Below are 23,756 nucleotides of genomic sequence, written 5' to 3'. Positions count from 1 at the left end.
TCGGCCAACCGGCCCTCGGCCCGCCTGGCTCACCGCCGCATGACCACTTCCGCGCAGGACAAGCTGCCACTGCCCGTCGAGCTGCCCAGCGTGGCGCCCGATCAGGATTCCACGCCCGCGCAAGTCGACGGCCTCGCCTTTGCGCGGCTCTACGGCGAGCCCCTGTTCAAGCTCCCGCAGGATCTCTACATCCCGCCCGATGCGCTCGAGGTCTTTCTCGAAGCGTTTGAAGGGCCGCTGGACTTGCTGCTGTACCTGATCCGCCGCCAGAACTTCAATGTGCTGGACATTCCGCTGGCGCAAGTCACGCGGCAGTATCTGGCGTATATCGAGCAGATCCGCACGACCAATCTTGAGCTGGCTGCTGAATATCTGCTGATGGCGGCCATGCTCATCGAGATCAAGTCGCGCATGCTGCTGCCGGTCAAGAAGAGCGACGAAGGCGCTGAGCCCGAAGACCCGCGCGCCGAACTGGTGCGCCGCCTGCTCGAGTACGAGCAGATGAAGCTCGCCGCGCAGAAGCTCGACACCGTGCCGCAACTTGGCCGCGATTTCCTGCGCGCGCAGGTCTATATCGAGCAGAGCCTCGCGCCGCGCTATCCCGACGTCAATTCCGACGACCTGCGTGTCGCCTGGGCCGACGTGCTGCGCCGGGCCAAGCTCACCCAGCACCACAAGATCTCGCGCGAAGAGCTGTCCGTGCGCGAGCACATGAGCCAGATCCTGCGCCGCCTGCAGCACGCGCGGTTCATGGAGTTCACCGAGCTGTTTGAAGAAGCGATCCAGTCCGGCAAGGGCGCACCCATCGTGGTCGTCAACTTTGTCGCCATGCTCGAGCTTTCGCGCGAATCGCTGCTCGAAATCACGCAGGCCGAACCATACGCACCCATTTACGTGCGCCTCGCCTATTCTCCGACGTAATTCGTCCGACCTGACCCGGGCCGCATCACACAACAACTATGAAAGTCATCTCGTCGATCCAGGAACTGCGCGACCAGTTGCGCGGCCAGAACCGCGTCGCCTTCGTGCCGACCATGGGCAACCTGCATGAGGGCCACCTGAGCCTGATGCGCCTGGCGCGCCAGCACGGCGACCCGGTGGTGGCGTCCATTTTTGTGAACCGGCTGCAATTCGGTCCGAACGAAGATTTCGACAAATACCCGCGCACGCTGCAGGACGACATCGAGAAACTGCAGAAGGAAGGCGTGTACGTGCTGTTTGCGCCCACCGAGCGCGACATGTATCCCGAGCCGCAGGAATACCGTGTCGACCCGCCGCACGACCTGGGCGACACGCTGGAAGGCGAATTCCGCCCCGGCTTCTTCAAGGGTGTCTGCACGGTGGTGATGAAGCTATTCTGCTGCGTGCAACCGCGCGTGGCCGTGTTTGGCAAGAAGGACTACCAGCAGTTGATGATCGTACGCCGCATGGCAAATCAGTTTGCGCTGCCGGTGGACATCATCCCCGCCGAAACGGTGCGCGCGGATGACGGTCTGGCGCTGTCGTCACGCAACGTCTACCTGACCAACGAAGAGCGCGCCGAAGCGCCCGAGTTGTACCGCACGCTGCACCAAGTGCGTCAGGACGTGCTGGAAACCGTGCTGCAAGGCCAGGCCTCGCACGAAGAGGTGACCACCAAGGCGATGGAATATCTGCGTGGCCGCGGCTGGCAACCAGACTACGTGGCCGTGCGCCGCCGTTCGGACCTGCAGAAACCGACGCCCGAGAACATCGCGGCAGGCGAGCCGCTGGTCGTGCTGACCGCTGCCAAGCTCGGCAAGACGCGCCTGATCGACAACCTCGAAATCTGAGCGACGCAGCCTCATCGCACAAAAAAGCCCGGCATTGCCGGGCTTTTTTCATGCCGCCGCCGACGTGTCGGCAACGCTCGCCTGCGTAGGCGGCTCCCCCAGCCAGTCGAGAATGCCGCTCCACTGCTCCACGTCCTTGGCCACCCGCGAGGGCGCCACGTCCCACAGCGTCAAGCCGTGCGCCGCCAATTGCACGTAATTCTGGGTATCGCGCAGGTAGCCCAGGATTGGCACCTCCAGCCCCTGCACGAAACGCTGGAGCTGTTCAGCAGCACGCGTGCGCATATCGACGCGCATGCCGACCACGCCCAGCTTGACCTCGCCATGGCGCACCGGCTTTTCATCGGCCAGTTTGCGCAGGAAGGTCTGCGTGGCAAGGATGTCGAACATGGAAGGCTGCAGCGGCACGATCACGTAGCCAGACATCTTGACGAGATCCCCCAACCGCCAGCCATGGAGGCCCGCCGGCGTATCGAGCACCACGTGGGTCGTACCCTTGGGCGGCTTGGCGATGTGGTCAGCGTTGATTTCCCACGTGTGAATGGGCTTGGCGGTTTCCGGGCGCAAGGCAAGCCACTCGCGTGAGGACTGCTGGCGATCGGTGTCGCCCAACATCACGGCGTGATCCCGCGCCGCAAAGTAGCCCGCCAGATTGGTGGCCAGCGTACTTTTGCCCACTCCGCCCTTCGGATTCGCTACAACGGCCACCGGCATGCCTGCCTCCTTGTACACATCGTGCGCTCGTCGAATCATGTGCCGAGTTAGTCACCCAGCGGATCTGCCCATCCGGTAATTATGGCTCAGCCTGCACGTGGCAGCGTTCGGAAGAGCGCAGCGAGGTCCAGATGCGCTTCGCACGTGTCGGCAAGACGTTCGAGCGATGCCTCACGCAATGCGGCGTAATCCTGCGCCTGTGCATCGCGCACGCCGGCCCAGGCAAGCAACGCTCGGCACGCCTCGGGCGCGTCAAACAAGCCGTGCAGGTAAGTCGCGAGGATTTGCCCGTCGGCGGAGATCGCGCCATCTGCGCGACCATCGTCGAGTTGCACGGCGGGGCGCGCGAGCGCCGCGCCTTCGGTCACGCCCATGTGGATTTCGTAGCCGGCGATGGCCGCACCGCTTTCCGTCAGGATGCCGCGCACCTGACGCAACTGCTTGGCAGCCTCCAGCGTCGTCTCGAAATCGAGATAGCCGAAACCCTCGACGCTGCCTGCTGCGCCTTCCAGCCCGTGCGGATCACGCAAGCGCCGCCCGAGCATCTGCATGCCGCCGCAGATGCCGATCAGCTTGCCGCCATAGCGCAGATGCCGCGCGATGGCCGCTTCCCAGCCATTGGCACGCAGCCAGGCAAGATCGGCCTGCACGCTCTTGCTGCCGGGCAGGATGATGAGGTCGGCCGGCGGAATTGGCTGGCCGGGGCCGACCAGACGGACATCCACCTGCGGGTGCGCGCGCAGCGCGTCGAAATCGGTGTGGTTGGACACACGCGGCAACACCGGAATGACGACGCGCAGTGCATCGGCCGAGGCTGCGCGCTGCACGGTCTGCACCGCGTCTTCTGCGTCGAGGTGCAGACCATGCAGATACGGCAGCACACCAAGCACCGGCTTGCCCGTCTGCGCGGTCAGCCAGTCGAGCCCGGGCCTTAGCAGAGAAACATCGCCGCGAAACCGGTTGATGATGAACCCGCCCACGCGCGCGCGTTCGCTGTCGGACAGGCAGGCGAGCGTGCCGACCAGGTGCGCGAACACGCCACCGCGATCGATGTCGGCGACGAGCACAACGGGGCAATCGACGGCTTCGGCAAAACCCATGTTGGCGATATCGCGATCGCGCAGGTTGACCTCCGCCGGGCTGCCGGCGCCCTCCACGAGCACGAGGTCGTAGTGCGCGCGCAGACGCGTGTGCGATTCAAGCACGGCAGCCATGGCGGTGGGTTTGTAGTCGTGATACGCGCGTGCATCGAGGTCACAGCGCGGCTGACCGTGGATGATGATCTGCGCGCCGGTGTCGCTGTTGGGCTTGAGCAGCACGGGGTTCATGTCGACCGTGGGGGCGACGCCCGCCGCCTGCGCCTGCAACGCCTGGGCGCGGCCGATCTCGCCACCGTCTGCGGTGACGGCGCTATTGAGCGCCATGTTCTGCGGCTTGAACGGCACCACGCGCACACCGGCGCGACGCGCAACGCGGCACAGGCCGGCGACCAGCGTGCTCTTGCCAGCGTCGGACGTGGTGCCCTGGATCATCAGCGTGCCCCGAAGCGTGTCCGCCGGCACAGGAAAGGGAGCTTTCGACATGCGCGGATTATCGCACCCACCTTGTTGCGCCTGACCGCCGCGCCCCCGCTAAAATGCTGGAATGTCACGCCGCCTCACCCTCGTCCTCGGTGGTGCCCGCTCGGGCAAGAGCCACCACGCCGAACAGCTCGCGCTGCAATGCGCGGGGCCGGTCACGTACGTCGCCACCGCCGGCGAGGGCGACGAAGAGATGCAATTGCGCGTGGCCCTCCACCGCGCGCGACGCCCGGCCGATTGGGGGCTGGTCGAAGAGCCCGTGCGCCTGGCCGAAGCGCTCTACACGCACGCGCAGCACGGTGGCTGCGTGCTGGTCGATTGCATGACGCTGTGGCTCAACAATCTGCTCTTCTCAGAGCACCACGAATACCCCGAGACGGGCCTCGTCACGCCACCCGAAGCCTGGACAGCCGAGATCGATGCGCTACTCACCGCGCTGCCGCTGCTGCCTGGCGAGGTCATCCTCGTGAGCAACGAGATCGGCCTGGGTGTGGTGCCGATGGGCGCCGTCACACGTTTCTACGTGGATGAGCTGGGCCGGCTGAACCAACGTCTGGCCGCGCTGGCCGACAACGTGCATCTGCTGGTGGCCGGCATCCCGATGGTGGTGAAAGGGCCGGCACTCGGCGCAGCAACGTGAGCGTGTTGTCGGGCGGTGTATTCGATCTCGGGTGGCCGCTCGTGACGCTGGCCGCGCTCGCGGGCGTGCTGCTCGACCGGCTGTTCGGCGAGGTGCCGCGTTGGCATCCGCTGGTCGGCTTTGGACACGTCGCCACTGCGATTGAGCGTTGCATGAACCGCGCACCGGCTGCGTTGGCGTGGTCGCGCATCGTCGGTCTCCTTGCATGGGCGCTCGCCGTGCTGCCGTTCGTGCTGCTGGCGGGATGGCTCGTCGTCATGGTGCGTGATGTGTCGCCATGGCGGGTGGCGGCGCTTGATGCCATCGTGCTCTATTTCGCCATCGGCGCGCGCAGTCTGCATGACCACATCGCGCCGATAGCGCTTGCGCTGCGCGATGCGGATCTGCCCCGCGCACGAGCCCTCGCCTCGCGCATCGTCTCGCGTGACCTCACACAAGCCGCGGATGAGCCCATCGCCCGCGCCGCGGTGGAATCTGCGTTGGAAAACGGCAGCGATGCCGTCTTCGCGCCGCTGTTCTGGCTTGTGGTGGCGGGCGCGCCGGGCGTGGTGCTGTATCGGTTGGCCAATACGCTTGATGCAATGTGGGGCTACCGCAATGCGCGCTTTACCGGCTTTGGCTGGGCGGCCGCACGCATCGACGACGTGCTCAACTGGATTCCCGCGCGACTCACGGCGATGAGTTACGCAATGCTTGGCCACACCACCGACGCGCTGCGCTGCTGGCGCACGCAAGCCCCGCAATGGTCGAGCCCGAACGCAGGCCCCGTGATGGCCGCAGGCGCGGGCAGCCTGCGCGTTCAGCTCGGTGGCGCCGCACGCTACGAAGGCGTGGAAGAAGCGCGCCCTTCGCTCGGCACCGGCCAGCCGGCGACCGCAACCGATATCGCGCGGGCATTGACGCTCGTGTCGCGCACGTTGTGGTTGTGGCTCGGCGTACTCGGCTTGAGTGCAGCGTTGGCGTGGGGCCTGTCGTGACCGCAATCGTCCACGGCGGCAATCTCGCGGCCGCACGCACGCTGTACGGAGAGCCTGCCGGCGGCTGGCTTGACCTGTCCACAGGCATCAACCCGCACGGCTACCCCATCCCGCCGATCCCACCCGATGCTTGGTTGCGCCTGCCCGAAGACGATGGCCTCGAAGCGCAGGCCGCCGCGCACTACGGCGTGATCAACGCGCACGCCGTGCTGGCGGTTGCGGGCTCCCAGGCAGCAATCCGCACGCTGCCGACCCTGCTGCCACGTGGGCGTGCCGGCATCGCGCAGATCGGCTACAGCGAATACGCGCCCGCCTTTGCGCGCGCCGGCCACGACGTCGTGCCCCTACCCGAAGCCGCCTTCCTCGGCGACCTGCCAAACGACGTGCAGCACCTGGTTGTCGTCAACCCGAACAACCCGACGGCGCGCGTGCTGCCGGCAGAAACCCTGCGCGATTGGCATACGCGCTTGCATGCGCGCGGCGGTACGTTGATCGTGGATGAGGCCTTTATCGAAGCGTTCGACGATGGCCCCACATTGGCGCCCCTGGCTGGAATGCCGGGGCTCGTGGTGCTGCGCTCGATCGGAAAGTTCTACGGGCTGGCGGGCGCCCGCATCGGCTTCGCGCTGGCGGCGCCTGAGCTGCTGTGCCCGCTGCGCGAGGCGCTGGGGCACTGGACGGTCAACGGCCCGGCCCGTGCCGTGGTGCGTGCAGCGCTGGCCGATACCGCCTGGCAAGTTTCAACGCGCGCGCAACTGCGGGATGCGGGGGCGCGGCTCTCGGCGTTGCTGGATCGCCACGGCCTGCCGAATGCCGCCACACCGCTGTTTGCCTGGGCACACGCCCCACATGCGCGAGCGCTGCATGCAGGCCTAGCGCGCCTCGGCATCTGGACCCGCCTGTTCGATGCGCCCGTCAGCGGCTTGCGCTTCGGCCTGCCCCCGGATGAAACCGGATGGCAACGCTTTGCCGATGCGCTAGCATCGCTGTCGCGCTCCGCTTGACCTGCCCCCCGATGCCCGTTCGTCTATCTCGTCTCGCCCGTCGCCTGTGTGCGTGCGGCCTCTCCGCCATTGCGCTCACGATCGCTGCCACACCGGCACTTGCCGCCATTTCCGTCACAGACGATAGCGGTGCCACCGTTACGCTGCAGCGCCCCGCGCAACGCATCGTCAGTCTCGCGCCGCATGCGACCGAGCTGCTGTTCGCGGCCGGCGGCGGCGCACGCATCGTCGGCACCGTGGCTTACAGCGACTACCCGCCACCCGCGCGCGACATTCCTCACGTGGGCGATAACCGCTCGCTCGATCTGGAGCGCATTGCCGCCCTCAAGCCCGATCTGGTGGTGGTCTGGCGTCACGGCAACGCGCAGAAGCAGATCGACCGGCTGCGTGCGCTGGGCATTCCGTTGTTCTTCTCCGAGCCGCATCGCATGAGCGATATTCCGCGCTCGATCGAGGCACTCGGTACGCTGCTCGACACCCGTGCCAGCGCGCACGACGCGGCCCAGCAGTTCCGCCAACGCGCCGATACGCTGCGCCAGCGCTACGCTAGCCGACCGCCGGTTTCGGTGTTCTACCAGGTATGGGAACAGCCGCTGATGACGCTCAACGGCCAGCACATCTTCTCTGACATGCTGACGTTGTGCGGCGGCCGCAATGTGTTTGCCAGCGAGCCCTTGCTGGTGCCGACCGTTTCGCCGGAAGCCGTCATCGCAGCGAACCCCGAAGTGTTGCTGACCGCGAGCATGGGCGCCACACAAGGCAGCCGCCCCATCGATACGCTCGACGCGTGGAAGCGCTGGCCGCAATTGCTGGCCGTGCAGCGCGGCAACCTCTTCACCATCAACGGCGACCTGATCAACCGGTTCGGACCACGCCTGGTGGAAGCGGCAACGCTGTTGTGCGAAGACTTGGAACAAGCCCGCATGCGGCGCCTCGGTTCACAAACCACCAACGGGTTAAGTCGCTGAACCGCGTCGCCGGTCAACGGTTCCAGAACAGCAGCACCGGTAACGCGCCGGGCTGCACGCGAAAGCCGCAGACCGCCCCCCATTGCAGCGGCCATTGCAGCGTCTCGGCCAACGGCCGTTGCAACCAATGCGCCGCCAGCGCACGCATGCAGCCGGCATGCGTCACCGCCCACACGCAAGGCGCGGGCGTTTCGCTTGTTGCCTCGGCCCAGGTCGTCACGCGCGCCAGCAAATCTGCCGCCGATTCCCCGCCATGCGGATTGCCGTGCACGAGATCGCGCGCCCACTGGTCAATTTCCGCGCGCGGGATGTCATCCCACTGGCAGCCTTCCCAGGCGCCAAAATCGAGTTCCATCAATTGCGCATCGATTTCGATCGTGGGAAGTTGAGCCGCTTGCGCTAGGGCTTCGGCCGTCAGGCGGCTGCGTTGCAACGGACTCGCCAACAGGCGATGTGGAGTGTGCGCGCCGAGTTTCTCGACGATGGCCGAAGGCTCGGGGTCCATCGGCGAAGCCAGCTCCAGATCGGTACGGCCATAGCAGAGACCCGCCGTCATGGCTGGCCGCGCGTGGCGGATCAGGATGACATCCATGCCAGCAGCCCCCACAGAATCAGCACCTCGAACATCTGCTGCGCCATCCCCAGACAATCCCCCGTGATGCCGCCGATGCGGCGCACGAAATATCGACCTAGCAGCCAGCGCGCAACGATCAACCCGACGACAACGAGCGCCGTGCACATCGGCCCGAACCACAGCAGAGGCGCGATGCCGAACACGCCGGCCCACAAGGCATCGCTCCATCGCATGCGTTGCGCAACTGGCTTGGCCTTGCCTTCAGCGCGCACGTAGTCGTGGGTGAGCAGGTAGCTGACGGCCGCCGCGCGGCTTGCAGCATGCGCGCTCACCATTGCAACGAGGATGGCGAGGCCATGCGGCGCCATCGCGCTCAGCAATTGCCACTTCAGCAGCAACGCCATGCACACGGCAATCGCCCCGAACGCACCGATGCGCGAATCGTGCATGATGCGCAGCCGATCTTCCGGCGTGTAGCCGCCGCCAAAGCCGTCTGCGCAATCGGCGAGACCGTCTTCATGAAACGCTCCGGTCAGCAACAACGTAGCCACCATCGACACAGCCACCGCCACACCTGACGCGGGCGCCGTGCGCGACGCAAGCCAATACACCGATGCTGCTACGGCGCCCACCAGCCAGCCGATCAGCGGAAAGTAGCGCGCCGCGCGATTCAACCCTGCTTGCGAGAACCCAACCGACACCGGCACAGGGATGCGGGTGAAATACCCGACCGCTGTCCACAGCGCTTGCCAATGTTCACGCAAGGCGTTCATGGCTATGCGCGCTCGCTCACGCCTGCGCTGGCGAAGGTCGCCATCTCGCGCAGGAACGCCACCGCTGACACGACCACCGGATACGCCAGCACCGCGCCACTGCCCTCCCCCAACCGCAATGACAGCGACAGCAGCGGCCGCGCATCGAGCACCTCCAGCAGCGCACGATGCCCGCGCTCGTCCGACACATGCCCGAACACGCAATAGCCCAGTACGTCGGGCGCCACCTGTGCCGCCACCAGAACGGCGGCCGTGGCGATGAACCCATCGACGAGGACGACCATGCGCCGCTGCGCCGCTTCAAGCACCGCACCCACCATCGCCGCGACCTCAAAACCGCCGAAGCACGCAAGCACGTCCAGCGGCTCACGGACGTCAGCATGCTTGGCCATCGCCGCCTCCAGCACGGCACGCTTGTGGGCAAGGCCGTCATCGTCGAGCCCGGTGCCGCGGCCAACGCATTGCGCGACCGGCAAATCGCATAACCGCGCCATCAGGCATGCGGCAGACGCCGTGTTGGCGATGCCCATTTCGCCCAGTGCGATCACGTTGGTGCCGAGCGCCGCATGGTGTGCCACGCGCTGCGCGCCGAGGGCCATGGCGCGGTCGCGCTCGTCGGCGGTCATGGCGGCTTGCGCAGCACCCTCGTCAGCGAAGTTGCGCGTGCCGGGGCCGACAGGAGCATCGACCAGGCCCGGCGTATCCGCCGTCCACAACGGTGTGGCAACACCGGCGTTAACCACCTCCAATGCAAACCCATGCTGACGGCAGAACACATTGACAGCCGCACCACCCGCGATGAAGTTGAGCACCATCTGCGCGGTCACCGCTTGAGGGTATGCGCTCACGCCAGCGTGGGCGATGCCGTGGTCTGCGGCAAACACCACCATTGCGGGGCGCGTCAGCTGCGGTGTATCGGTGTTCTGGATCAGGCCGATCTGCACGGCCAGCGATTCAAGCCGGCCCAGTGCGCCGAGCGGCTTGGTCTTGCTGTCGACGGCGGCCTGCAGGCGCGCGCGCAACGCATCATCAAATGGTGGAATATGCATGGCTTGGTTCATTACAGTTCGACTCCCGGCTGCGCCTGGATGCCTTGGGAAAACGCATGCTTGACGAGCGTCATGTCGGTGACGGTATCCGCGGCGTCGATCAATTCGGGCGGAGCACCGCGCCCGGTAATCACCACGTGCTGCGCCGGCGGCCGCGCGCGCAAATCGGCCAGCACGGTCTGCACGTCAAGGTAGTTGTGTTTGAGCGCGATGTTCAGTTCATCCAGCAGCACCAGGCCGATGGTCGGATCGTTCAAGAGTTCGCGCGCGCAGGCCCATGCGGCTTGCGCCTTTTCAATGTCGCGCGTGCGGTCCTGCGTCTCCCACGTGTAGCCCTCGCCCATCACGTGGAAGCTGCATTGCTCGGGAAAACGGCGCAGGAAACGCTCCTCGCCCGTCGGGATCGCTCCCTTGATGAACTGCACCACACCGACCTGCATGTCGTGGCCCATGGCGCGGATCACCATGCCAAAGCCGGAGCTGGATTTGCCTTTGCCGTTACCGGTGTTGACGAGCAGCACGCCGCGCACGTCGGTGGCGGCGGCGATCTTGGTATCCACTACGGCCTTCTTGCGCTGCATGCGCGAGCGGTGGCGTTCGTTCAGCGCGTCATCGTTGTCTTCAGTCGTCATCGGAGTCACCGGGAATCAAGGCCGTATGGCAGCAGTCGGCCACCTCGGCAATAGGAGTGCGCAGCACGCGCGCACAGTGCTCGGCGGTGAGCACATCGGCCGCGATGCCCGAGGTGGTGTGCCCCGCGCCGTCCATCAGCAGCGCGTGCGTAGCAAAGCGGCGTGCGAGGTTCAAGTCATGCACGGTCAGAACGACCAGCCAGCCGTGTTTGCGGCAGCCTTCGCGCAGCAGGCGAAGCACGGCAACCTGCTGATGCAGGTCAAGGTGCGCGACGGGCTCATCGAGCAGCAGCACGCGCGCCTCCTGTGCCACCACGGCAGCCATCGCCACGCGCTGACGTTCACCGCCGGAAAGCGTGCGCACATCGCGTTGTGCCAGCGACTGCAACTGCAGCGCAGACACCGCTGCATCCACGGCGCTGGCATCGGCGTCGCCCTCCCACTCCCAGCGCGCGAGATGCGGGTGGCGGCCGGTCATCACGGCGTCGTAAACGGTGATGGGGAAGGTGTCATGCAAGGTCTGCGGCAGAAACGCGCGACGACGCGCCATCGCCAGCGCCGGCCAATCGGCAAGCGGGACGCCATCGAGCGTGACGCTGCCGCCGTCTGGCGAGCGCAAGCCCGCCAGTACGGAAAGCCATGTCGACTTGCCCGCGCCGTTCGGCCCGACCACGCACCAGAGCTGGCCCGCGGTCGCCGTCATCGACAACCGCTCGATTAACACGCGCCCATCGATGGTCACCCGCAGATCGTGCAGCGCGAGTTCCGGCGCCGCGTCCAAGTGCGCGAATGCATCCGGTGCAGGACGTGGGCGGCGCCACCAACTCATCGCGCGCTCCGCATCAGCAGGTAAAGAAACGTCGGAACCCCCAGCAGGGTGGTGATCACGCCCACGGGCAGCTGCGTTGGGGCGATCAGCGTTCGGGCGATCAGGTCGGCCAGCATCAGAAGGCCCCCGCCGGCCATCGCCGTAGCGGGCAAATGGATGCGCACGTCGCGGGTCCACGCCAGGCGCACCATGTGCGGCACCAGCAGGCCGACAAAGGCCACCGAGCCTGCAATCGTAACCGCCACTGCCGTACACAGCGACGCCACCACGTAGATCAACGCGCGCACACGCGCCACCGGCACACCCAGCGCGCGGGCGCGAGTTTCACCGGTCAGCAGCACGTTCAGGTCGCGCGCATGCGGCAACACCACGGCCACCGCCACCACAAGCGCCACCAATGCACCAGCATAACGATCGGCGCCACCGAGGTCGCCGACCATCCAGAAAATCATGCCGCGCAGCTTATTCTCGGGCGCCACCGTCAAGATAAGCGTGATCAGGCCGACCCAGCCGGAAGCCATCACCACGCCACCGAGCAGCAAGCGGGCATTGGCCTCGCCGGGCTCGCCGCGCCATAAGTGCTGACGCGCCAACGCCGCCACCAGCGCCATCGACAGCAAGGCTCCGGCTCCAGCACTTGTCTGCACTGCCCACCAAGGCAGCGAAAACAACATCGCCGTAAGTGCCGCCACTGCCCCGCCGCCGGACACGCCCAGCACATACGGATCGGCCAGCGGATTGCGCAGCAGCATCTGCATGAGCGCTCCGGCAAAGGCCAATAGCCCGCCGGCAGCAAATGCAGCGCCCGCACGCGGCAAGCGTAACTCGGTGACGATGCCTGCAGCCAGGCCATCGCCACCGCTATTGCCAAAGAAGAGGGCCCGCCAGACTTCAGCGGGCGACAGTTTCACACTGCCGAGCATCAATGACGCTACCAGCACCGCCACGCACGCAAGCGCCAGCAGCGACCACAGTCGCCAGGCAAAACCGCGTGCGCGCAGTGCAGGTGTTGTCATCGCTTCGGTTCGTGCTGTTGCCACGACAGCGTGAAGAACACTCCACGCGAAGGTGTGTTGTAGCTATACGCTGTCTGGTAGCTTTTGTTGAACAGATTCTCCAAGCGCGCCGACAATGCCCAATCCGGCGTGATTTGATAACGCCCCATCAGATTCACCATGCCATAGCCGCCCATTACGTTGGACGAGAACGACGAATCGTGCCGCTCGCCGCTCGCGTTCCATTCCGCACCTGCAGAGAATGGTCCAAAGGTCTTGCCCAAATACACGCTACCGAAGTGCCGTGCGCGGCGCGGCAGCACCTGGTTCGGTGTGGCCGACAAGTCCTGCGGGTTCTGCATGGTAAAGCTGGCACGCACATCCACGCCATAGATCGCACCGCGGTACGAGGTTTCCAGCCCATTCACACGCGCGCGGTTCACGTTGGCGGCGATGCAGTTGAACGCCGCATCGCACTGCGAGGTGATGAGGTTGCTGTAGTCCGTCTCGAACACCGTCATGCGCACCAGGCCGATCGCGCCGCTGTATTCCACTCCCCCTTCCACCGACCGCGCTTTCTCAGGCTGCGCATTCGGGTTGCCGTAGTTGGGGTAGTACAGATCGTTGAACGTCGGCGCACGAAAGGCGTTGCTTACGCTCGCCACAGCCTTCCACTGCGGGTTGAATGCAAAGCCGTAACCCGCGTAATAGCTGTTGGCGCTACCGAAATCCGAGTAGCGATCACGGCGCAGGTTCAACTGCAGCTGGTGCGGGCCAAACGTGCCCTCGTAGCCCAAGTAAGCCGAATCGACACGGCGGGTGGGCGCGTCATACGCATCGCTGTCGATAGTAGTTTGCGCGTGCTCCAAGCCCACCTTGAGCAACTGCTCGGGCATGAACGCCCAATCGTTCTGCCAGCTCGCCTGCTGGGTGCGCGTGTTGAAGCGACCGTTCTGCACGGCATTCTTGAAGTTGACGTTCTTGTCGTCGCCTTGCGAGAGCGTCAGGCGCGTCTTCCAATCCTGCGTGACCTTGCCATCCAGGTAGGCCGACATCGACCGCACCTGGTTATGCGCAATGTTGATATCGGTCGAGCTGCCAAAACCGCTGTCGTAACTGGCGTCGCCCCAGGTCTGAAAGTACGTCAGCCCTGCCTGCCAATCCGCGGAAAGGCGATGCGACAACTGCGCCGACACGCTCTTGTTCGTATAAGGGTTGTCGTTCGGGTTGGCATTCTTGGCTTGCAGTGGGTTGATTGCAGAGAACCCGTCGGTCTTGAACTCCGACACTGACACAGCGAACGACGTATCCCCGCGCTCGCCCAGCGAGCCGTTGATACCCGCCTGCGCGCGCTTGGTGTTGCGTGCGCCGTACTCAATCTCTGCATTGGCCAATGGGGCATGTCCCTTGCCACTGCGCGTGAAGATCTGCACCACGCCGCCAATCGCGTCGGAACCATATAGCGCCGACACGTTGCCGCGAACGACCTCGATATGATCGATCTGGTCGGCCATCAGTTGATCGATCTGCGTGGCCCCCAGCGTGGCGGAACTCACCCGCACACCATCAATGAGAACCAGCGTCTGATTGGAACCGGCACCGCGCATGAAAAGGCTGGCGTTGGTGCCAGGCCCGCCGTTCTGCGCGATTTCGATGCCGGCCTCGCGGCGCAGCAGCGTCACCGCGTCCGGCGCCTGCGAGCGCTCGATATCGGCGCGGCTGATGACCGTCGTGTGCGGCAATGCATCCGACAGGGGCTGCTCGCTGCGCGAGGCCGTCACCACCGTCGGATTCAGTTCACCCACTGGCGTGCTGGCTGCCGGTGCATTGCTTTGTGCCCAGGCCGGCACGACTGCACCTGCCATGACCCCCGTTAGTGCGCTGGCAAGCGCGCGCATGGCCGTCCGGGGCATTCGGAGTGGCCGCTTTGTAGTCAAGCTCATGTTGAAAAGACAAGAAGCGTCAGCCGGACCCGTTCCCCCGCAGGTCACTGGCAGCAGGATCTCGATGCGGTTCCCTCCGGGGCTTCACATCGGCTCTGAGATCCACCGTCCTGGCCGGTATCCGGGCTGGCGAAGCGGCCTGCCCGCCTTCCCATTCCCAGAGGAACAGTGGCGTATGGACAGACCGCGCGGTACCCATCTTCTTCTTGGCGAGATGGCAGGCACACGCGACGTTCGCTTACCGTTGCGGGGGCAGCGCAGGTTGGCGCATCGCTTGGGGCGCGCGCTCCCTGCTTCCCGTTTAACTGCAGATGGTGCTGCGGGCACCAGGACGCCGCGAAGTTTAACGGAAAAGGCACGCTAAACCCGCCCAAGTCGCGGTAAAAACACACCCTTCGCCCTTTGTGCCCGCTGCGTCGCCTCATGCCGCCGCAACTCGCGCATCCGTATGGAGGACAGGCGCGACGCGCATGATCGGCTAAAATCCCCCCACTCGATTCTGATTGACACCCAATGCTGAACGAACTCGAACAACTTGCCGGCAAGATCGCGCGCGTGCTGCGTCACGCCGATGCGCTAGCCGCCGAGAACCAGCGCCTGCGCGCCGAAGTCGAGCGGCTTCAGGCGGAAGCCGATGCCTCCAAGACCGAGCGCGACGCGATGGTCGCCGATCGCAGCGTGCTCAATGCCAAGATCGAAGAAGCGCAACTGCGCATCCAATCGATTCTCGACAAGCTGCCCACGGCTACCGACGCGCGCCAGCTTGACCTCCTCGGCCAGGCCGCAGGCGCCGATGAAACAACGGCCGCCCCCGCCCCGCATCCGGAGACCTAAGCATGAGCAGCAAGCAAATTGAAGTGAACATCGCCGGGCAGCCCTACAAGTTTGCCGTCTCGGTCGATAACGAAGCGGCCCTGCGTGAAGCCGCAGCCATGGTCGACAGTCAGATGACGCGCATCAAGAACGGCTCGAACACCAAGGGCATCGAGCGCGTTGCCGTGATGGCCGCCATTAGCATCGCGTCGGATTTGCTGTCGATGCAACGCCAGGCCGCGTCCGATTCCGCCCTGCCGATCGACTCGATTCGCGCCAAACTGGCCGACCTGAACGCCCGCACTGACGAGGCGCTGCGCCAGTACGGCGAAGTCATTTGACTCAGTACAAAACGTGTTTGTAACCGGATCGCATCCGGGCTTGGGTTCGGATGCGAACGGGTGTATAGTGTCTCCCAATGGCTTCCGGAATCTCCCGCAAACCCTTGCAGCATAAGGCTTTAGCGGCTATAGAGTAGAGAAAAACGGTTGCCTGCGATGAATCTTTCAGACGCATCGCCATGCGCTCGAAACACAGCGTGATGATGCGTCTGACAGTTTCCCTGCCTGGTTCGCCATGGCCATTAATTCCTTGAACCGATAAGCATTGCTTGGTGCGGGATATGCCGTGTGGGCGAGCGCGTCTTCCAGTGCATAGCGTGCGACGCAAGTCGTGGGCTCCCTGCGCCGGTGATGTACCCAAAATGCGGCTTCCGCTGCCACTCTGAACCTCACTTGGGTTCAGGATGCGGGTCTAGCGGCCAAGGTGGGGACCCAAAAAAAGGCGGTAGCGCACATGTGCGCTACCGCCTTTTTCTTTGCCTATCCTCGATACACCCGCCATTACCGCACCGCTAATGGCGAGGCCGCGGCCGTGTTGCTATGCTGCGCACACCGTCACCTCCCCGCACGTCGCCCGCGCGCCCCACACGATGGCCACCCAGTACTGGTTGATGAAGTCCGAGCCCGACGAGGCCAGCATCGATACGCTGCACGCCGAAGGCACGCTGCCCTGGACCGGCGTTCGCAACTATCAGGCACGCAACTTCATGCGCGACCGCATGCGCATCGGCGACGGCGTGCTGTTCTACCACTCGTCTTGTCCGCAACCCGGCATCGCGGGGCTGGCGGAAGTCTGCTCGACCAGCTATCCCGATCCCACGCAGTTCGACGCCAAGAGCCATTACCACGACCCCGCATCGAAGCCCGAAGCGCCGCGCTGGATGCTCGTCGACGTGAAATTCGTGCGCAAATGCGCGCTGATCGATCTGCCGACGTTGCGTGCGCAGGAACAGCTCGCCGACATGACGGTGCTGCAACGCGGCAACCGCCTGTCGATCACGCCCGTCACACCTGCGCAGTGGCGTTACATCACCACCAAATTGATGCGCGATCCTGAGTGAATGGTTGGCATCGGCGGGGAATTGTTACAAACGTGATGAACGATGCGCGTAACAGCCAGTCAGACGGATCACATTGCTTTTTTGGGAGAACACAATGAAATCTGTCCTGGCCGCAACCATTTTGGGGACTGCAATCATGACGACTGCTTTCGCACAAGCTGCTCCTGAAACGAATCATTCGGGCGTGCTGTCGCTGGATGCGCAGGCCGTAGCCGAAGTGCCGACCGACACCGTCACGCTCACACTGGGCGCCGAGCAGGAAGGCGCGGACCCGGGCGCGATCTCCACGGCCCTGTCGCGAAAGGCCGATGAGGTGATCAACCAGGCAAAACGCACGTCCGGCGTACAGGCAGAGACAGGTGGCTTCAACATCTATCCGAACACCGATCGCAACGGCAAGATCAGCGTCTGGCGTGGCCGTGCGGAAGTGCGCATCACATCGAAGGACTTTGCTGCGGCGTCCAAGCTGGCGGGCCAACTGGCCAACCAGATGCAGGTGCAGAACGTGAACTTCACGCTCTCGCGCGAGGCACGCTCGGCGGCGGAAGCCAAACTGATCGATCAGGCCGTGAATTCGTTCCGCGACAAAGCACTGACGACCACCAAGCTGTTCGGCTACACGAGCTACACGATCCGCGACGTGCATGTGAGCGAGGGCAGCAACAACCCGGGCCCGCGTCCGATGATGCGCATGGCAGCGGCTCCGGCGTCGTACGATTCGGCGCCGGTGCCCATCGAGGGCGGCAAGGCCCAGGTGACGGTGACCGTTTCCGGTGCCGTGCAGATGCTGAAATAAGCAGCGAGCCGCTCCATGAAAAAAGCCACCGAAGTTCGGTGGCTTTTTCTTTGTGCGGTAGCAGCGTCAGGCGTGCGCCTGGCTTTTTTCGCCGTTGCCTGCACGACGATACGACCAGACCAGCATAGCGATGCCGATCAGGATCATCGGCAACGACAGCCACTGCCCCATCGACAGGTTCGCCGCCAGCAGGCCGAGGAAGTTATCCGGCTCGCGGGCAAACTCCGCAATGAAGCGGAACACGCCGTAGCCGAGCAGGAATGCGCCAGACACCGCGCCCATCGGTCGCGGTTTGCGCGCGTACAGCCACAGCAGGATGAAGAACAGCACGCCCTCGCCGAGGAACTGGTAGATCTGCGAGGGGTGGCGCGGCAGCATGTGGTACTGATCGAACAGAGCTTGCACGCCGCTGGTGACGGCCTCTTGCGCGTGCGAGAGCAGCCACTCCCGGTCTTCGCCCTGCGCCTGCGGGAACATCATCGCCCAAGGCAGATTGGGCGACGACACACGGCCCCACAGCTCGCCGTTGATGAAATTGCCAAGGCGCCCCGCTGCGAGGCCGCACGGCACCATCGGCGCGATGAAGTCGGTCACCTGCATCCACGAGCGGCCGCGCATCCGCGCATACAGCATCATCGCGACGACCACACCGAGGAAGCCGCCGTGGAAGGCCATGCCGCCTTCCCAAACCTTGAAGATGTCGAGCGGGTGGGCGAAATACCAGTCGGGCTTGTAGAACAGCACGTAGCCCAGGCGCCCGCCCAGAATCACGCCCAGCACGCCGTAGAAGAGCATGTCGTCGAGGTCGCGGCCGGTCCAGCCTTCGGCGGCGATGTGTGGCTGGCGCGTGCGCAGGCGGCCGAACCACAGGAACATGATGAACGCCGCCAGATACATCAGGCCGTACCAGCGGATGGCGAGCGGCCCCAGATGCAGGGCGACGGGGTCGAATTGCGGATGGATGAGCATGAATCCTGTGGGTTTCAGGTTTGGTTGTTTTCTTGCAGCTTGGCAACGGCTTCGGCACTGGCCACGAACCACGGCAGCACCGGCGAAGCCGCATCTCGCCGCCACACGAGCCCGGTCTCGATGAACGGGCTTGGCGCGGCAAGTTCGAGATAGACCACGCCGGTCCGCTGCAGGTTGCATAGCGATGCCGGGACCAGCGCAATCCCCATCTCAGCGGAGACCAGGCTGACGATGGTCTGCATCTGGATGGCTTCCTGGCCAATGCGCATCGCGGCCCCAGATTCTCCTGGCCGACCGCCGTGCGCGGCATGATAGCCGGTAATGATGTCATACAGCGCAGGCGCGGACCTGCGCGGGAAGATGATGAGCGATTCGGCCGCCGCATCCGCCAAGGCAATGGGCTGGCCCGGCACCACGCCCCATTGCGCTGCGCGCGATGCGGGCACCGCCAGCACAAGGCGCTCGCGCACCAGCGGGCGGTATTCCAGCTCGCCGGGCACCGAGCCCGCGTGATGCGCGATCACGACACCCGCGTCCACATCGCCGGCCAGGAGCGCTTCGATCTGCACATCGCTGGTGGCCTCGCGCAGCAGAAGCTGCACCTCGGGCCGCGCGTCGCGAAAGTGCCGCAGCAAGGCGGGCAGGATGCCGTAATCGGCGGTGCTGACGAAGGACAGCGACAGCGAGCCAACCTCCCCGCGCGCCAGCCGCTGCGCCAGACCGGGCAGCGCATTCGCCTCGGCAAGCACACGCCGCACCTCGACCAGCCAGCGCGCACCGACGGCCGTCAACGCCACGGAGCGCTGCGTGCGATGAAACAGCGTGACCCCGAGTTCGTCTTCCAGCGCGCGAATCTGCTGCGACAGCGGCGGCTGCGTCATCGAAAGACGCTCGGCGGCGCGCCCGAAATGCAATTCCTCGGCAACGGTCACAAAGTAGCGAAGCTGGCGCAGATCCATATCGGCGATTGATATATTTTTCGAATCAATAATCAATCAATAATATATTTGACGCGCCATTTCTCCAAGTGCATGCTGGGCGCCAAGCTGTTGACTACAACGATAGTGCCGCCCCCACGGAGACCACCATGCCAGACAACAAGCGTTCGCAGCACATCACCCAAGGTGTGGCACGCTCGCCCAACCGCTCGATGTACTACGCATTGGGCTACACGAAAGACGACTTCAACAATCCGATGATCGGCGTGGCCAACGGCCATTCGACCATCACGCCGTGCAACTCGGGCCTGCAGAAGCTGGCCGATGCCGCCGTGGCTGCAGTAAAGGATGCCAACGCGAATCCGCAAATCTTTGGCACGCCGACCATTTCCGACGGCATGTCGATGGGCACGGAAGGCATGAAGTTCTCGCTGATCTCGCGCGAGGTGATTGCCGACTGCATCGAGACCTGCGTCAACGGCCAATGGATGGATGGTGTCGTCGTTATCGGCGGCTGCGACAAGAACATGCCAGGCGGCATGATCGCCCTGGCGCGCACGAATGTGCCAGGCATTTATGTGTACGGCGGCACCATCAAGCCGGGCCACTGGAAGGGCAAGGATTTGACCATCGTCTCATCGTTCGAGGCCGTGGGCGAATTTACCGCCGGCCGCATGAGCGAGGAAGACTTCGAGGGCATCGAGAAAAACGCCTGCCCGTCGAGCGGGTCGTGCGGCGGCATGTACACGGCCAACACGATGAGTTCATCGTTTGAAGCGCTCGGCATGTCGCTGCTGTATTCGTCGACGATGGCCAATCCCGATCAGGAGAAGGTCGACAGCGCAGCCGAATCTGCGCGCGTGCTGGTCGAAGCCGTGCGCCGCGACCTGAAGCCGCGCGACATCATCACGCGCAAATCCATCGAAAACGCCGTAGCCGTGATCATGGCCACCGGCGGCTCCACCAACGCCGTGCTGCACTACCTGGCCATCGCCCACGCGGCGGAGGTGGAATGGACGATCGATGACTTCGAGCGGGTGCGCCAGCGCGTGCCCGTCATCTGCAACCTCAAGCCGTCGGGCCAATACGTGGCGACCGACCTGCACGAGGCAGGCGGCATTCCGCAGGTGATGAAGCTGCTACTCAACGCCGGCCTGCTGCACGGGGATTGCATCACCATCACGGGCAAAACGCTGGCTGAAGAACTCGCGCACGTTCCCGACCAACCGCGCGCCGATCAGAACGTGATCCTGCCGATCGACAAAGCTCTCTACAAGGAAGGCCACCTCGCCATCCTGAAAGGCAACCTGGCCGAAGAAGGCGCCGTGGCGAAGATCACCGGCCTGAAGAATCCTGTCATCACCGGCCCGGCGCGCGTGTTCGACGACGAGCAAAGCGCGATGAGCGCGATCCTGAGCGACCAGATCAAGGCCGGCGACATCCTCGTGCTGCGCTATCTGGGGCCGAAGGGCGGCCCCGGCATGCCGGAGATGCTGGCCCCGACCTCAGCCATCATCGGCAAGGGCCTGGGCGAGTCGGTCGGCTTTGTCACCGACGGACGCTTCTCGGGCGGCACGTGGGGCATGGTGGTCGGCCACGTCGCGCCGGAAGCGTACGTGGGCGGCACGATCGGCTTGGTGCACGAAGGCGATTCAATCACCATCGACGCGCATCAGCGCCTGTTGCAGTTGAACGTGCCAGACGATGAGCTTGCCCGCCGCCGCGCCGCGTGGAAGCAGCCAGCGCCGCGCTATACGCGTGGCGTGCTGGCAAAGTTTGCAAAACTGGCAGCAACGGCCAGCAAGGGCGCGGTAACGGACTGAGTTCGAGCAGCACCAACAAAAAACCCGCCAGACGGCGGGTTTTTCTTTGTGCGATCAGCGCTGCGGGGGCTTCTGCTGCGCGGCGAGCGCATCGTCCAACGCCGCGCCCAGCCAATCCATCAGGCGGGCCTCCAGCGTGCGGGTCAGGTCAGCGGCGAGCTGTTCGCTCAACAGTGACAGGCGTGATTCCATGGCTGCGCGACACTGCGCTTCGATCAACGCCGGCCACTCGGACTGGAAACGCCACATCACGTCGCCCATCACGCGGGCGGCATCGGTCCCTTCGGGAGGCATGGCCGAAGTGGCTGCAAGTCCTTGCTCGCGCAGGGCGGGCGGGATGTCCACGTTGCCGGCTTCAGTCGTGGCGGGCAGCGGCGCGGCAGGCGCGGCCGTAGGCGCCACATCCTCCAATTCGACAATTTCCGTCAGAACAGGGATGTTGTTGTCCGCGTGGGACCCGGGATAGCGTCCGTCGGTCATGCGCGCCCCACGTCATGATGTTGGATCGGATAGCCGCGATCGCGGTAGAACCGGAAGCGATCGCGCGCAGCGGCGCGATCGGCGTCGTCATCGCCAACGATCTCGATCAACCGGCTAAAGCGCGCGAACAGCGCCGGCGGTTCAGGCGACAGATTGACCAGAATGTCGTGATGCGGTGCGTCGTCCAGCGGCTCGGATGCATCGGCCAACAGGATGGGCGTCTGCGCGGCCAGCGGATGCCTCAGGCCGCAGTGCGGCAGGAAATCGAGCTGGCTGAACGTCCACAACTGCGTGTCGAACGCTTGCAGCGCAGCCTGATCTCCGACCACGATCACTTTCTGGCCCGCGCCGTAGGCCTTGCGCACGAGCCGGCAGGCATAAGCCAGCTTGCCGGGCACGTTGCTGTGAAAGTCGACGCGAGTCATACGGTGCTTTACCTCTGCCAATCAACCGCGGTCCATCAGGAAGCGCGTCAGCAGCGGCACCGGGCGGCCCGTGGCGCCCTTGGCCGCGCCGCTCTTCCAAGCGGTGCCGGCGATGTCCAGGTGGGCCCAGTCGTACTTTTCGGTAAAGCGCGCCAGGAAACAGGCAGCCGTCACGCTGCCGGCCGGACGGCCGCCGATGTTGCCCATGTCGGCAAAGTTGGACTTGAGCTGCTCCTGGTATTCCTCATCCAGCGGCATGCGCCACGCTGTATCGAGCGATTGCTTGCCGGCCGCCACCAGCGCACCCGCCAGCGCGTCGCTGCGGGCGTACATGCCGGTGTTGATGTGGCCGAGCGCGATGATGCAGGCGCCCGTGAGCGTTGCCACGTCGATCACCACCGCCGGCTTGAAGCGCTCCACGTAGGTGAGCGCATCGCACAGGATCAGGCGGCCTTCGGCGTCGGTATTCAGGATCTCGATGGTCTGGCCCGACATGCTGGTCACAACGTCGCCCGGCTTGGTGGCAACGCCACTGGGCATGTTCTCGCAGGTCGGCACCACGGCGATGACGTTCTGCTTGAGTCCCATTTCGGCCACAGCACGCAGCGTGCCCAGCACCGAAGCGGCGCCGCACATGTCGTACTTCATCTCGTCCATGCCCTCGCCCGGCTTGAGCGAGATGCCACCCGTATCAAACGTGATGCCCTTGCCGACCAGCACCACCGGGGCCTGCTTGGCGGGGCCGCCCTCGTAGCGCAGCACGATGAATGCCGGCGGCTCGACGCTGCCCTTCGTCACGGCCAGGAAGGCGCCCATCTTCAAGGCTTCGATCTGCTTGCGGCCAAGCACTTCCACCTTGAGCTTGAAATCCTTGGCGATCTGGCGTGCGGTGTTGGCCAGGTACGTCGGCGTGCAGATGTTGGACGGCAGGTTGCCCAGATCACGCGTGAGGTCCATGCCGTTGGCGATGGCGGTGCCGCGCGCTGCGGCCACGCTGGCAGCCTTGGCATCGGCTGCAGATACGGTCAGGACGACCTTGCGCAGGCTCGTACCGTTCTTGTCGCGCTTGCTCTTGAGCTCCGGATGGCGCTCGATGAAGCGGTAGCTGGCTTCGCGGATGAGCGTGACGGCGGTCAAGACCGCCCAGGCGGTGTCTTTGTCGCGCGCGGTGTGCTCGGTGAGCGCCCACGTCACGCTGGTGGCCTTGGTGCTGGCCAGCGCGCGCAGTGCGGTGCGCACGGCTTCGGCGTAGGCGCGATCGGTGAAGTCGGCTTCCTTGCCCAGACCGACCAGCAGCACGCGGGCAGCCCCCACGCCGGCCACTTCGTGCAACAGCAGCGACGTGCCGCGCTTGCCTTCAAAGTCGCCCAGCTTGACGAGGCGGGCAACCAAGCCCTTGGTGGCCACGTCCAGCGCCTTTGCGGCGCCAGCCAGGGTCTGCGACTCGAACAGACCGATCACGAGGCAATCGCTCTTGGCGGCCAGGGCGCCCGCTTTGGCCCAATCCAGGGCTTTTGTGCTAAATTCCATCGCGCTTCTCTCTATGAGGCGAGTCAACGAAAGCCCACATTATCCGCCATTTTGCGCAGGGGCTCCGGTGGAACGCACACCGGCTATGACC

Annotated in this window: 25 protein-coding genes, 1 other RNA gene and 1 riboswitch; of the genes, 12 read left to right on the top strand and 14 right to left on the bottom strand. The window is 64.8% G+C overall.

The genetic code is table 11. The features are described from left to right. Positions 1–39 precede the first annotated feature (39 nt). Together BG83_RS0101375 and panC are read left to right on the top strand one after the other, a co-directional pair. Positions 40–921, top strand: coding sequence for a segregation and condensation protein A (locus BG83_RS0101375; protein WP_024975036.1), 882 nt, complete (start codon positions 40–42; stop codon positions 919–921). Positions 922–959: 38 nt separating this feature from the next. Continuing rightward, on the top strand, positions 960–1,811 hold the full coding sequence (gene panC, locus BG83_RS0101370) for a pantoate--beta-alanine ligase (protein ID WP_024975035.1): 852 nt from the start codon (positions 960–962) through the stop codon (positions 1,809–1,811). Positions 1,812–1,859: 48 nt separating this feature from the next. Here the strand turns inward: panC and BG83_RS0101365 are convergent, their stop codons facing one another. Further along, a complete protein-coding gene (locus tag BG83_RS0101365; protein ID WP_024975034.1) occupies positions 1,860–2,525 on the bottom strand; it encodes a ParA family protein in 666 nt (221 codons plus the stop codon). A gap of 86 nt (positions 2,526–2,611) precedes the next feature. Next, the gene (locus BG83_RS0101360) at positions 2,612–4,108 is read right to left on the bottom strand and encodes a cobyric acid synthase (protein WP_024975033.1); all 1,497 of its coding nucleotides are present in this window, start codon (positions 4,106–4,108) and stop codon (positions 2,612–2,614) included. A 61-nt stretch (positions 4,109–4,169) separates the two neighbouring features. Between BG83_RS0101360 and cobU the strand changes: the two genes are divergently transcribed. The 4 genes from cobU to BG83_RS0101340 are packed head-to-tail and all read left to right on the top strand — an operon-like array spanning position 4,170 to position 7,694. Then, positions 4,170–4,745 carry a bifunctional adenosylcobinamide kinase/adenosylcobinamide-phosphate guanylyltransferase gene (cobU, locus tag BG83_RS0101355; protein WP_024975032.1) on the top strand — a complete coding sequence of 192 codons (576 nt, stop codon included), beginning with the start codon at positions 4,170–4,172 and terminating at the stop codon, positions 4,743–4,745. Then, positions 4,742–5,722, top strand: a complete 981-nt coding sequence (gene cbiB, locus BG83_RS0101350) for an adenosylcobinamide-phosphate synthase CbiB (protein ID WP_024975031.1) — start codon at positions 4,742–4,744, stop codon at positions 5,720–5,722. The genes cobU and cbiB overlap by 4 nt, the downstream gene beginning before the upstream one ends. Continuing rightward, on the top strand, positions 5,719–6,726 hold the full coding sequence (gene cobD / locus BG83_RS0101345) for a threonine-phosphate decarboxylase CobD (protein ID WP_024975030.1): 1,008 nt from the start codon (positions 5,719–5,721) through the stop codon (positions 6,724–6,726). The genes cbiB and cobD overlap by 4 nt, the downstream gene beginning before the upstream one ends. Positions 6,727–6,737: 11 nt before the next feature. Then, complete coding sequence (locus tag BG83_RS0101340) at positions 6,738–7,694, top strand: cobalamin-binding protein (protein ID WP_024975029.1); 957 nt, start codon at positions 6,738–6,740, stop codon at positions 7,692–7,694. A gap of 13 nt (positions 7,695–7,707) precedes the next feature. Here BG83_RS0101340 and cobC read toward each other — a convergent pair whose 3' ends face one another. From cobC to BG83_RS0101305, 7 genes are read right to left on the bottom strand one after another with little or no spacing between them, the layout of a single operon-like run. Next, positions 7,708–8,286, bottom strand: a complete 579-nt coding sequence (gene cobC / locus BG83_RS0101335) for an alpha-ribazole phosphatase (RefSeq protein ID WP_024975028.1) — start codon at positions 8,284–8,286, stop codon at positions 7,708–7,710. Continuing rightward, entirely contained in the window at positions 8,271–9,041 is a 771-nt protein-coding gene (locus BG83_RS0101330; RefSeq protein WP_024975027.1) for an adenosylcobinamide-GDP ribazoletransferase, read from the bottom strand. The genes cobC and BG83_RS0101330 overlap by 16 nt, the downstream gene beginning before the upstream one ends. A 2-nt stretch (positions 9,042–9,043) precedes the next feature. Next, the gene (cobT, locus tag BG83_RS27540; protein WP_037031483.1) at positions 9,044–10,102 is read right to left on the bottom strand and encodes a nicotinate-nucleotide--dimethylbenzimidazole phosphoribosyltransferase; all 1,059 of its coding nucleotides are present in this window, start codon (positions 10,100–10,102) and stop codon (positions 9,044–9,046) included. Continuing rightward, positions 10,102–10,722: a cob(I)yrinic acid a,c-diamide adenosyltransferase gene (cobO, locus tag BG83_RS0101320; RefSeq protein ID WP_024975026.1), complete on the bottom strand. Its 621-nt coding sequence runs from the start codon at positions 10,720–10,722 to the stop codon at positions 10,102–10,104. The genes cobT and cobO overlap by 1 nt, the downstream gene beginning before the upstream one ends. Next, positions 10,712–11,551, bottom strand: coding sequence for an ABC transporter ATP-binding protein (locus BG83_RS0101315; protein ID WP_024975025.1), 840 nt, complete (start codon positions 11,549–11,551; stop codon positions 10,712–10,714). Before BG83_RS0101315 ends, cobO begins: the two co-directional genes overlap by 11 nt. After that, positions 11,548–12,567: a FecCD family ABC transporter permease gene (locus BG83_RS0101310; protein ID WP_024975024.1), complete on the bottom strand. Its 1,020-nt coding sequence runs from the start codon at positions 12,565–12,567 to the stop codon at positions 11,548–11,550. Before BG83_RS0101310 ends, BG83_RS0101315 begins: the two co-directional genes overlap by 4 nt. Then, positions 12,564–14,459 (bottom strand): TonB-dependent receptor domain-containing protein, encoded by a 1,896-nt coding sequence (locus BG83_RS0101305; protein ID WP_037031482.1) that lies wholly within the window; start codon positions 14,457–14,459, stop codon positions 12,564–12,566. The genes BG83_RS0101310 and BG83_RS0101305 overlap by 4 nt, the downstream gene beginning before the upstream one ends. Before the next feature lie 124 nt (positions 14,460–14,583). Beyond that, a riboswitch (cobalamin riboswitch) is annotated at positions 14,584–14,835 on the bottom strand. A gap of 167 nt (positions 14,836–15,002) precedes the next feature. On the opposite strand from BG83_RS0101305, the gene BG83_RS0101300 reads away from it, so the two are divergent. The 5 genes from BG83_RS0101300 (at position 15,003) to BG83_RS0101285 (ending at position 17,500) form a co-directional block, all read left to right on the top strand. Next, positions 15,003–15,323, top strand: a complete 321-nt coding sequence (locus BG83_RS0101300; RefSeq protein WP_024975022.1) for a hypothetical protein — start codon at positions 15,003–15,005, stop codon at positions 15,321–15,323. A gap of 2 nt (positions 15,324–15,325) precedes the next feature. After that, positions 15,326–15,643 carry a cell division protein ZapA gene (locus BG83_RS0101295; RefSeq protein ID WP_024975021.1) on the top strand — a complete coding sequence of 106 codons (318 nt, stop codon included), beginning with the start codon at positions 15,326–15,328 and terminating at the stop codon, positions 15,641–15,643. A gap of 215 nt (positions 15,644–15,858) precedes the next feature. After that, positions 15,859–16,078, top strand: a non-coding RNA gene (gene ssrS / locus BG83_RS28480) — 6S RNA. A 155-nt stretch (positions 16,079–16,233) separates the two neighbouring features. Then, the gene (locus BG83_RS0101290; protein ID WP_024975020.1) at positions 16,234–16,704 is read left to right on the top strand and encodes an EVE domain-containing protein; all 471 of its coding nucleotides are present in this window, start codon (positions 16,234–16,236) and stop codon (positions 16,702–16,704) included. A 94-nt stretch (positions 16,705–16,798) separates the two neighbouring features. Beyond that, positions 16,799–17,500 carry an SIMPL domain-containing protein gene (locus BG83_RS0101285; RefSeq protein ID WP_024975019.1) on the top strand — a complete coding sequence of 234 codons (702 nt, stop codon included), beginning with the start codon at positions 16,799–16,801 and terminating at the stop codon, positions 17,498–17,500. Positions 17,501–17,566: 66 nt separating this feature from the next. Here BG83_RS0101285 and lgt read toward each other — a convergent pair whose 3' ends face one another. Then, on the bottom strand, positions 17,567–18,469 hold the full coding sequence (lgt, locus tag BG83_RS0101280) for a prolipoprotein diacylglyceryl transferase (RefSeq protein ID WP_024975018.1): 903 nt from the start codon (positions 18,467–18,469) through the stop codon (positions 17,567–17,569). 14 nt (positions 18,470–18,483) lie between these two features. Next, positions 18,484–19,428, bottom strand: a complete 945-nt coding sequence (locus tag BG83_RS0101275; RefSeq protein ID WP_024975017.1) for a LysR substrate-binding domain-containing protein — start codon at positions 19,426–19,428, stop codon at positions 18,484–18,486. Between the two features lie 128 nt (positions 19,429–19,556). Between BG83_RS0101275 and ilvD the strand changes: the two genes are divergently transcribed. Then, positions 19,557–21,230 carry a dihydroxy-acid dehydratase gene (ilvD, locus tag BG83_RS0101270; RefSeq protein ID WP_024975016.1) on the top strand — a complete coding sequence of 558 codons (1,674 nt, stop codon included), beginning with the start codon at positions 19,557–19,559 and terminating at the stop codon, positions 21,228–21,230. Positions 21,231–21,284: 54 nt separating this feature from the next. Here ilvD and BG83_RS0101265 read toward each other — a convergent pair whose 3' ends face one another. From BG83_RS0101265 to BG83_RS0101255, 3 genes are read right to left on the bottom strand one after another with little or no spacing between them, the layout of a single operon-like run. Next, the gene (locus BG83_RS0101265) at positions 21,285–21,710 is read right to left on the bottom strand and encodes a hypothetical protein (protein ID WP_024975015.1); all 426 of its coding nucleotides are present in this window, start codon (positions 21,708–21,710) and stop codon (positions 21,285–21,287) included. Further along, complete coding sequence (locus BG83_RS0101260) at positions 21,707–22,135, bottom strand: DNA polymerase III subunit chi (protein ID WP_024975014.1); 429 nt, start codon at positions 22,133–22,135, stop codon at positions 21,707–21,709. Before BG83_RS0101260 ends, BG83_RS0101265 begins: the two co-directional genes overlap by 4 nt. Positions 22,136–22,156: 21 nt before the next feature. Next, positions 22,157–23,665: a leucyl aminopeptidase gene (locus tag BG83_RS0101255; RefSeq protein ID WP_024975013.1), complete on the bottom strand. Its 1,509-nt coding sequence runs from the start codon at positions 23,663–23,665 to the stop codon at positions 22,157–22,159. Positions 23,666–23,756 lie beyond the last annotated feature (91 nt).

The organism is Ralstonia pickettii, assembly GCF_000607165.1.
Taxonomy (GTDB): Bacteria; Pseudomonadota; Gammaproteobacteria; order Burkholderiales; family Burkholderiaceae; genus Ralstonia; species Ralstonia holmesii.
This window is presented reverse-complemented; position numbering and strand designations above follow the sequence as displayed.

What these genes read in the sequence shown, in the direction of transcription:
- BG83_RS0101375 (WP_024975036.1), top strand. Translation starts at nt 40, where the DNA reads ATGACCACTTCCGCGCAGGACAAGCTGCCACTGCCCGTCGAGCTGCCC.
- panC (WP_024975035.1), top strand. Translation starts at nt 960, where the DNA reads ATGAAAGTCATCTCGTCGATCCAGGAACTGCGCGACCAGTTGCGCGGC.
- BG83_RS0101365 (WP_024975034.1), bottom strand. Translation starts at nt 2,525, where the DNA reads ATGCCGGTGGCCGTTGTAGCGAATCCGAAGGGCGGAGTGGGCAAAAGT.
- BG83_RS0101360 (WP_024975033.1), bottom strand. Translation starts at nt 4,108, where the DNA reads ATGTCGAAAGCTCCCTTTCCTGTGCCGGCGGACACGCTTCGGGGCACG.
- cobU (WP_024975032.1), top strand. Translation starts at nt 4,170, where the DNA reads ATGTCACGCCGCCTCACCCTCGTCCTCGGTGGTGCCCGCTCGGGCAAG.
- BG83_RS0101340 (WP_024975029.1), top strand. Translation starts at nt 6,738, where the DNA reads ATGCCCGTTCGTCTATCTCGTCTCGCCCGTCGCCTGTGTGCGTGCGGC.
- cobC (WP_024975028.1), bottom strand. Translation starts at nt 8,286, where the DNA reads ATGGATGTCATCCTGATCCGCCACGCGCGGCCAGCCATGACGGCGGGT.
- BG83_RS0101330 (WP_024975027.1), bottom strand. Translation starts at nt 9,041, where the DNA reads ATGAACGCCTTGCGTGAACATTGGCAAGCGCTGTGGACAGCGGTCGGG.
- cobT (WP_037031483.1), bottom strand. Translation starts at nt 10,102, where the DNA reads ATGAACCAAGCCATGCATATTCCACCATTTGATGATGCGTTGCGCGCG.
- cobO (WP_024975026.1), bottom strand. Translation starts at nt 10,722, where the DNA reads ATGACGACTGAAGACAACGATGACGCGCTGAACGAACGCCACCGCTCG.
- BG83_RS0101315 (WP_024975025.1), bottom strand. Translation starts at nt 11,551, where the DNA reads ATGAGTTGGTGGCGCCGCCCACGTCCTGCACCGGATGCATTCGCGCAC.
- BG83_RS0101310 (WP_024975024.1), bottom strand. Translation starts at nt 12,567, where the DNA reads ATGACAACACCTGCACTGCGCGCACGCGGTTTTGCCTGGCGACTGTGG.
- BG83_RS0101305 (WP_037031482.1), bottom strand. Translation starts at nt 14,459, where the DNA reads ATGCCCCGGACGGCCATGCGCGCGCTTGCCAGCGCACTAACGGGGGTC.
- BG83_RS0101300 (WP_024975022.1), top strand. Translation starts at nt 15,003, where the DNA reads ATGCTGAACGAACTCGAACAACTTGCCGGCAAGATCGCGCGCGTGCTG.
- BG83_RS0101295 (WP_024975021.1), top strand. Translation starts at nt 15,326, where the DNA reads ATGAGCAGCAAGCAAATTGAAGTGAACATCGCCGGGCAGCCCTACAAG.
- BG83_RS0101290 (WP_024975020.1), top strand. Translation starts at nt 16,234, where the DNA reads ATGGCCACCCAGTACTGGTTGATGAAGTCCGAGCCCGACGAGGCCAGC.
- BG83_RS0101285 (WP_024975019.1), top strand. Translation starts at nt 16,799, where the DNA reads ATGAAATCTGTCCTGGCCGCAACCATTTTGGGGACTGCAATCATGACG.
- lgt (WP_024975018.1), bottom strand. Translation starts at nt 18,469, where the DNA reads ATGCTCATCCATCCGCAATTCGACCCCGTCGCCCTGCATCTGGGGCCG.
- BG83_RS0101275 (WP_024975017.1), bottom strand. Translation starts at nt 19,428, where the DNA reads ATGGATCTGCGCCAGCTTCGCTACTTTGTGACCGTTGCCGAGGAATTG.
- ilvD (WP_024975016.1), top strand. Translation starts at nt 19,557, where the DNA reads ATGCCAGACAACAAGCGTTCGCAGCACATCACCCAAGGTGTGGCACGC.
- BG83_RS0101265 (WP_024975015.1), bottom strand. Translation starts at nt 21,710, where the DNA reads ATGACCGACGGACGCTATCCCGGGTCCCACGCGGACAACAACATCCCT.
- BG83_RS0101260 (WP_024975014.1), bottom strand. Translation starts at nt 22,135, where the DNA reads ATGACTCGCGTCGACTTTCACAGCAACGTGCCCGGCAAGCTGGCTTAT.
- BG83_RS0101255 (WP_024975013.1), bottom strand. Translation starts at nt 23,665, where the DNA reads ATGGAATTTAGCACAAAAGCCCTGGATTGGGCCAAAGCGGGCGCCCTG.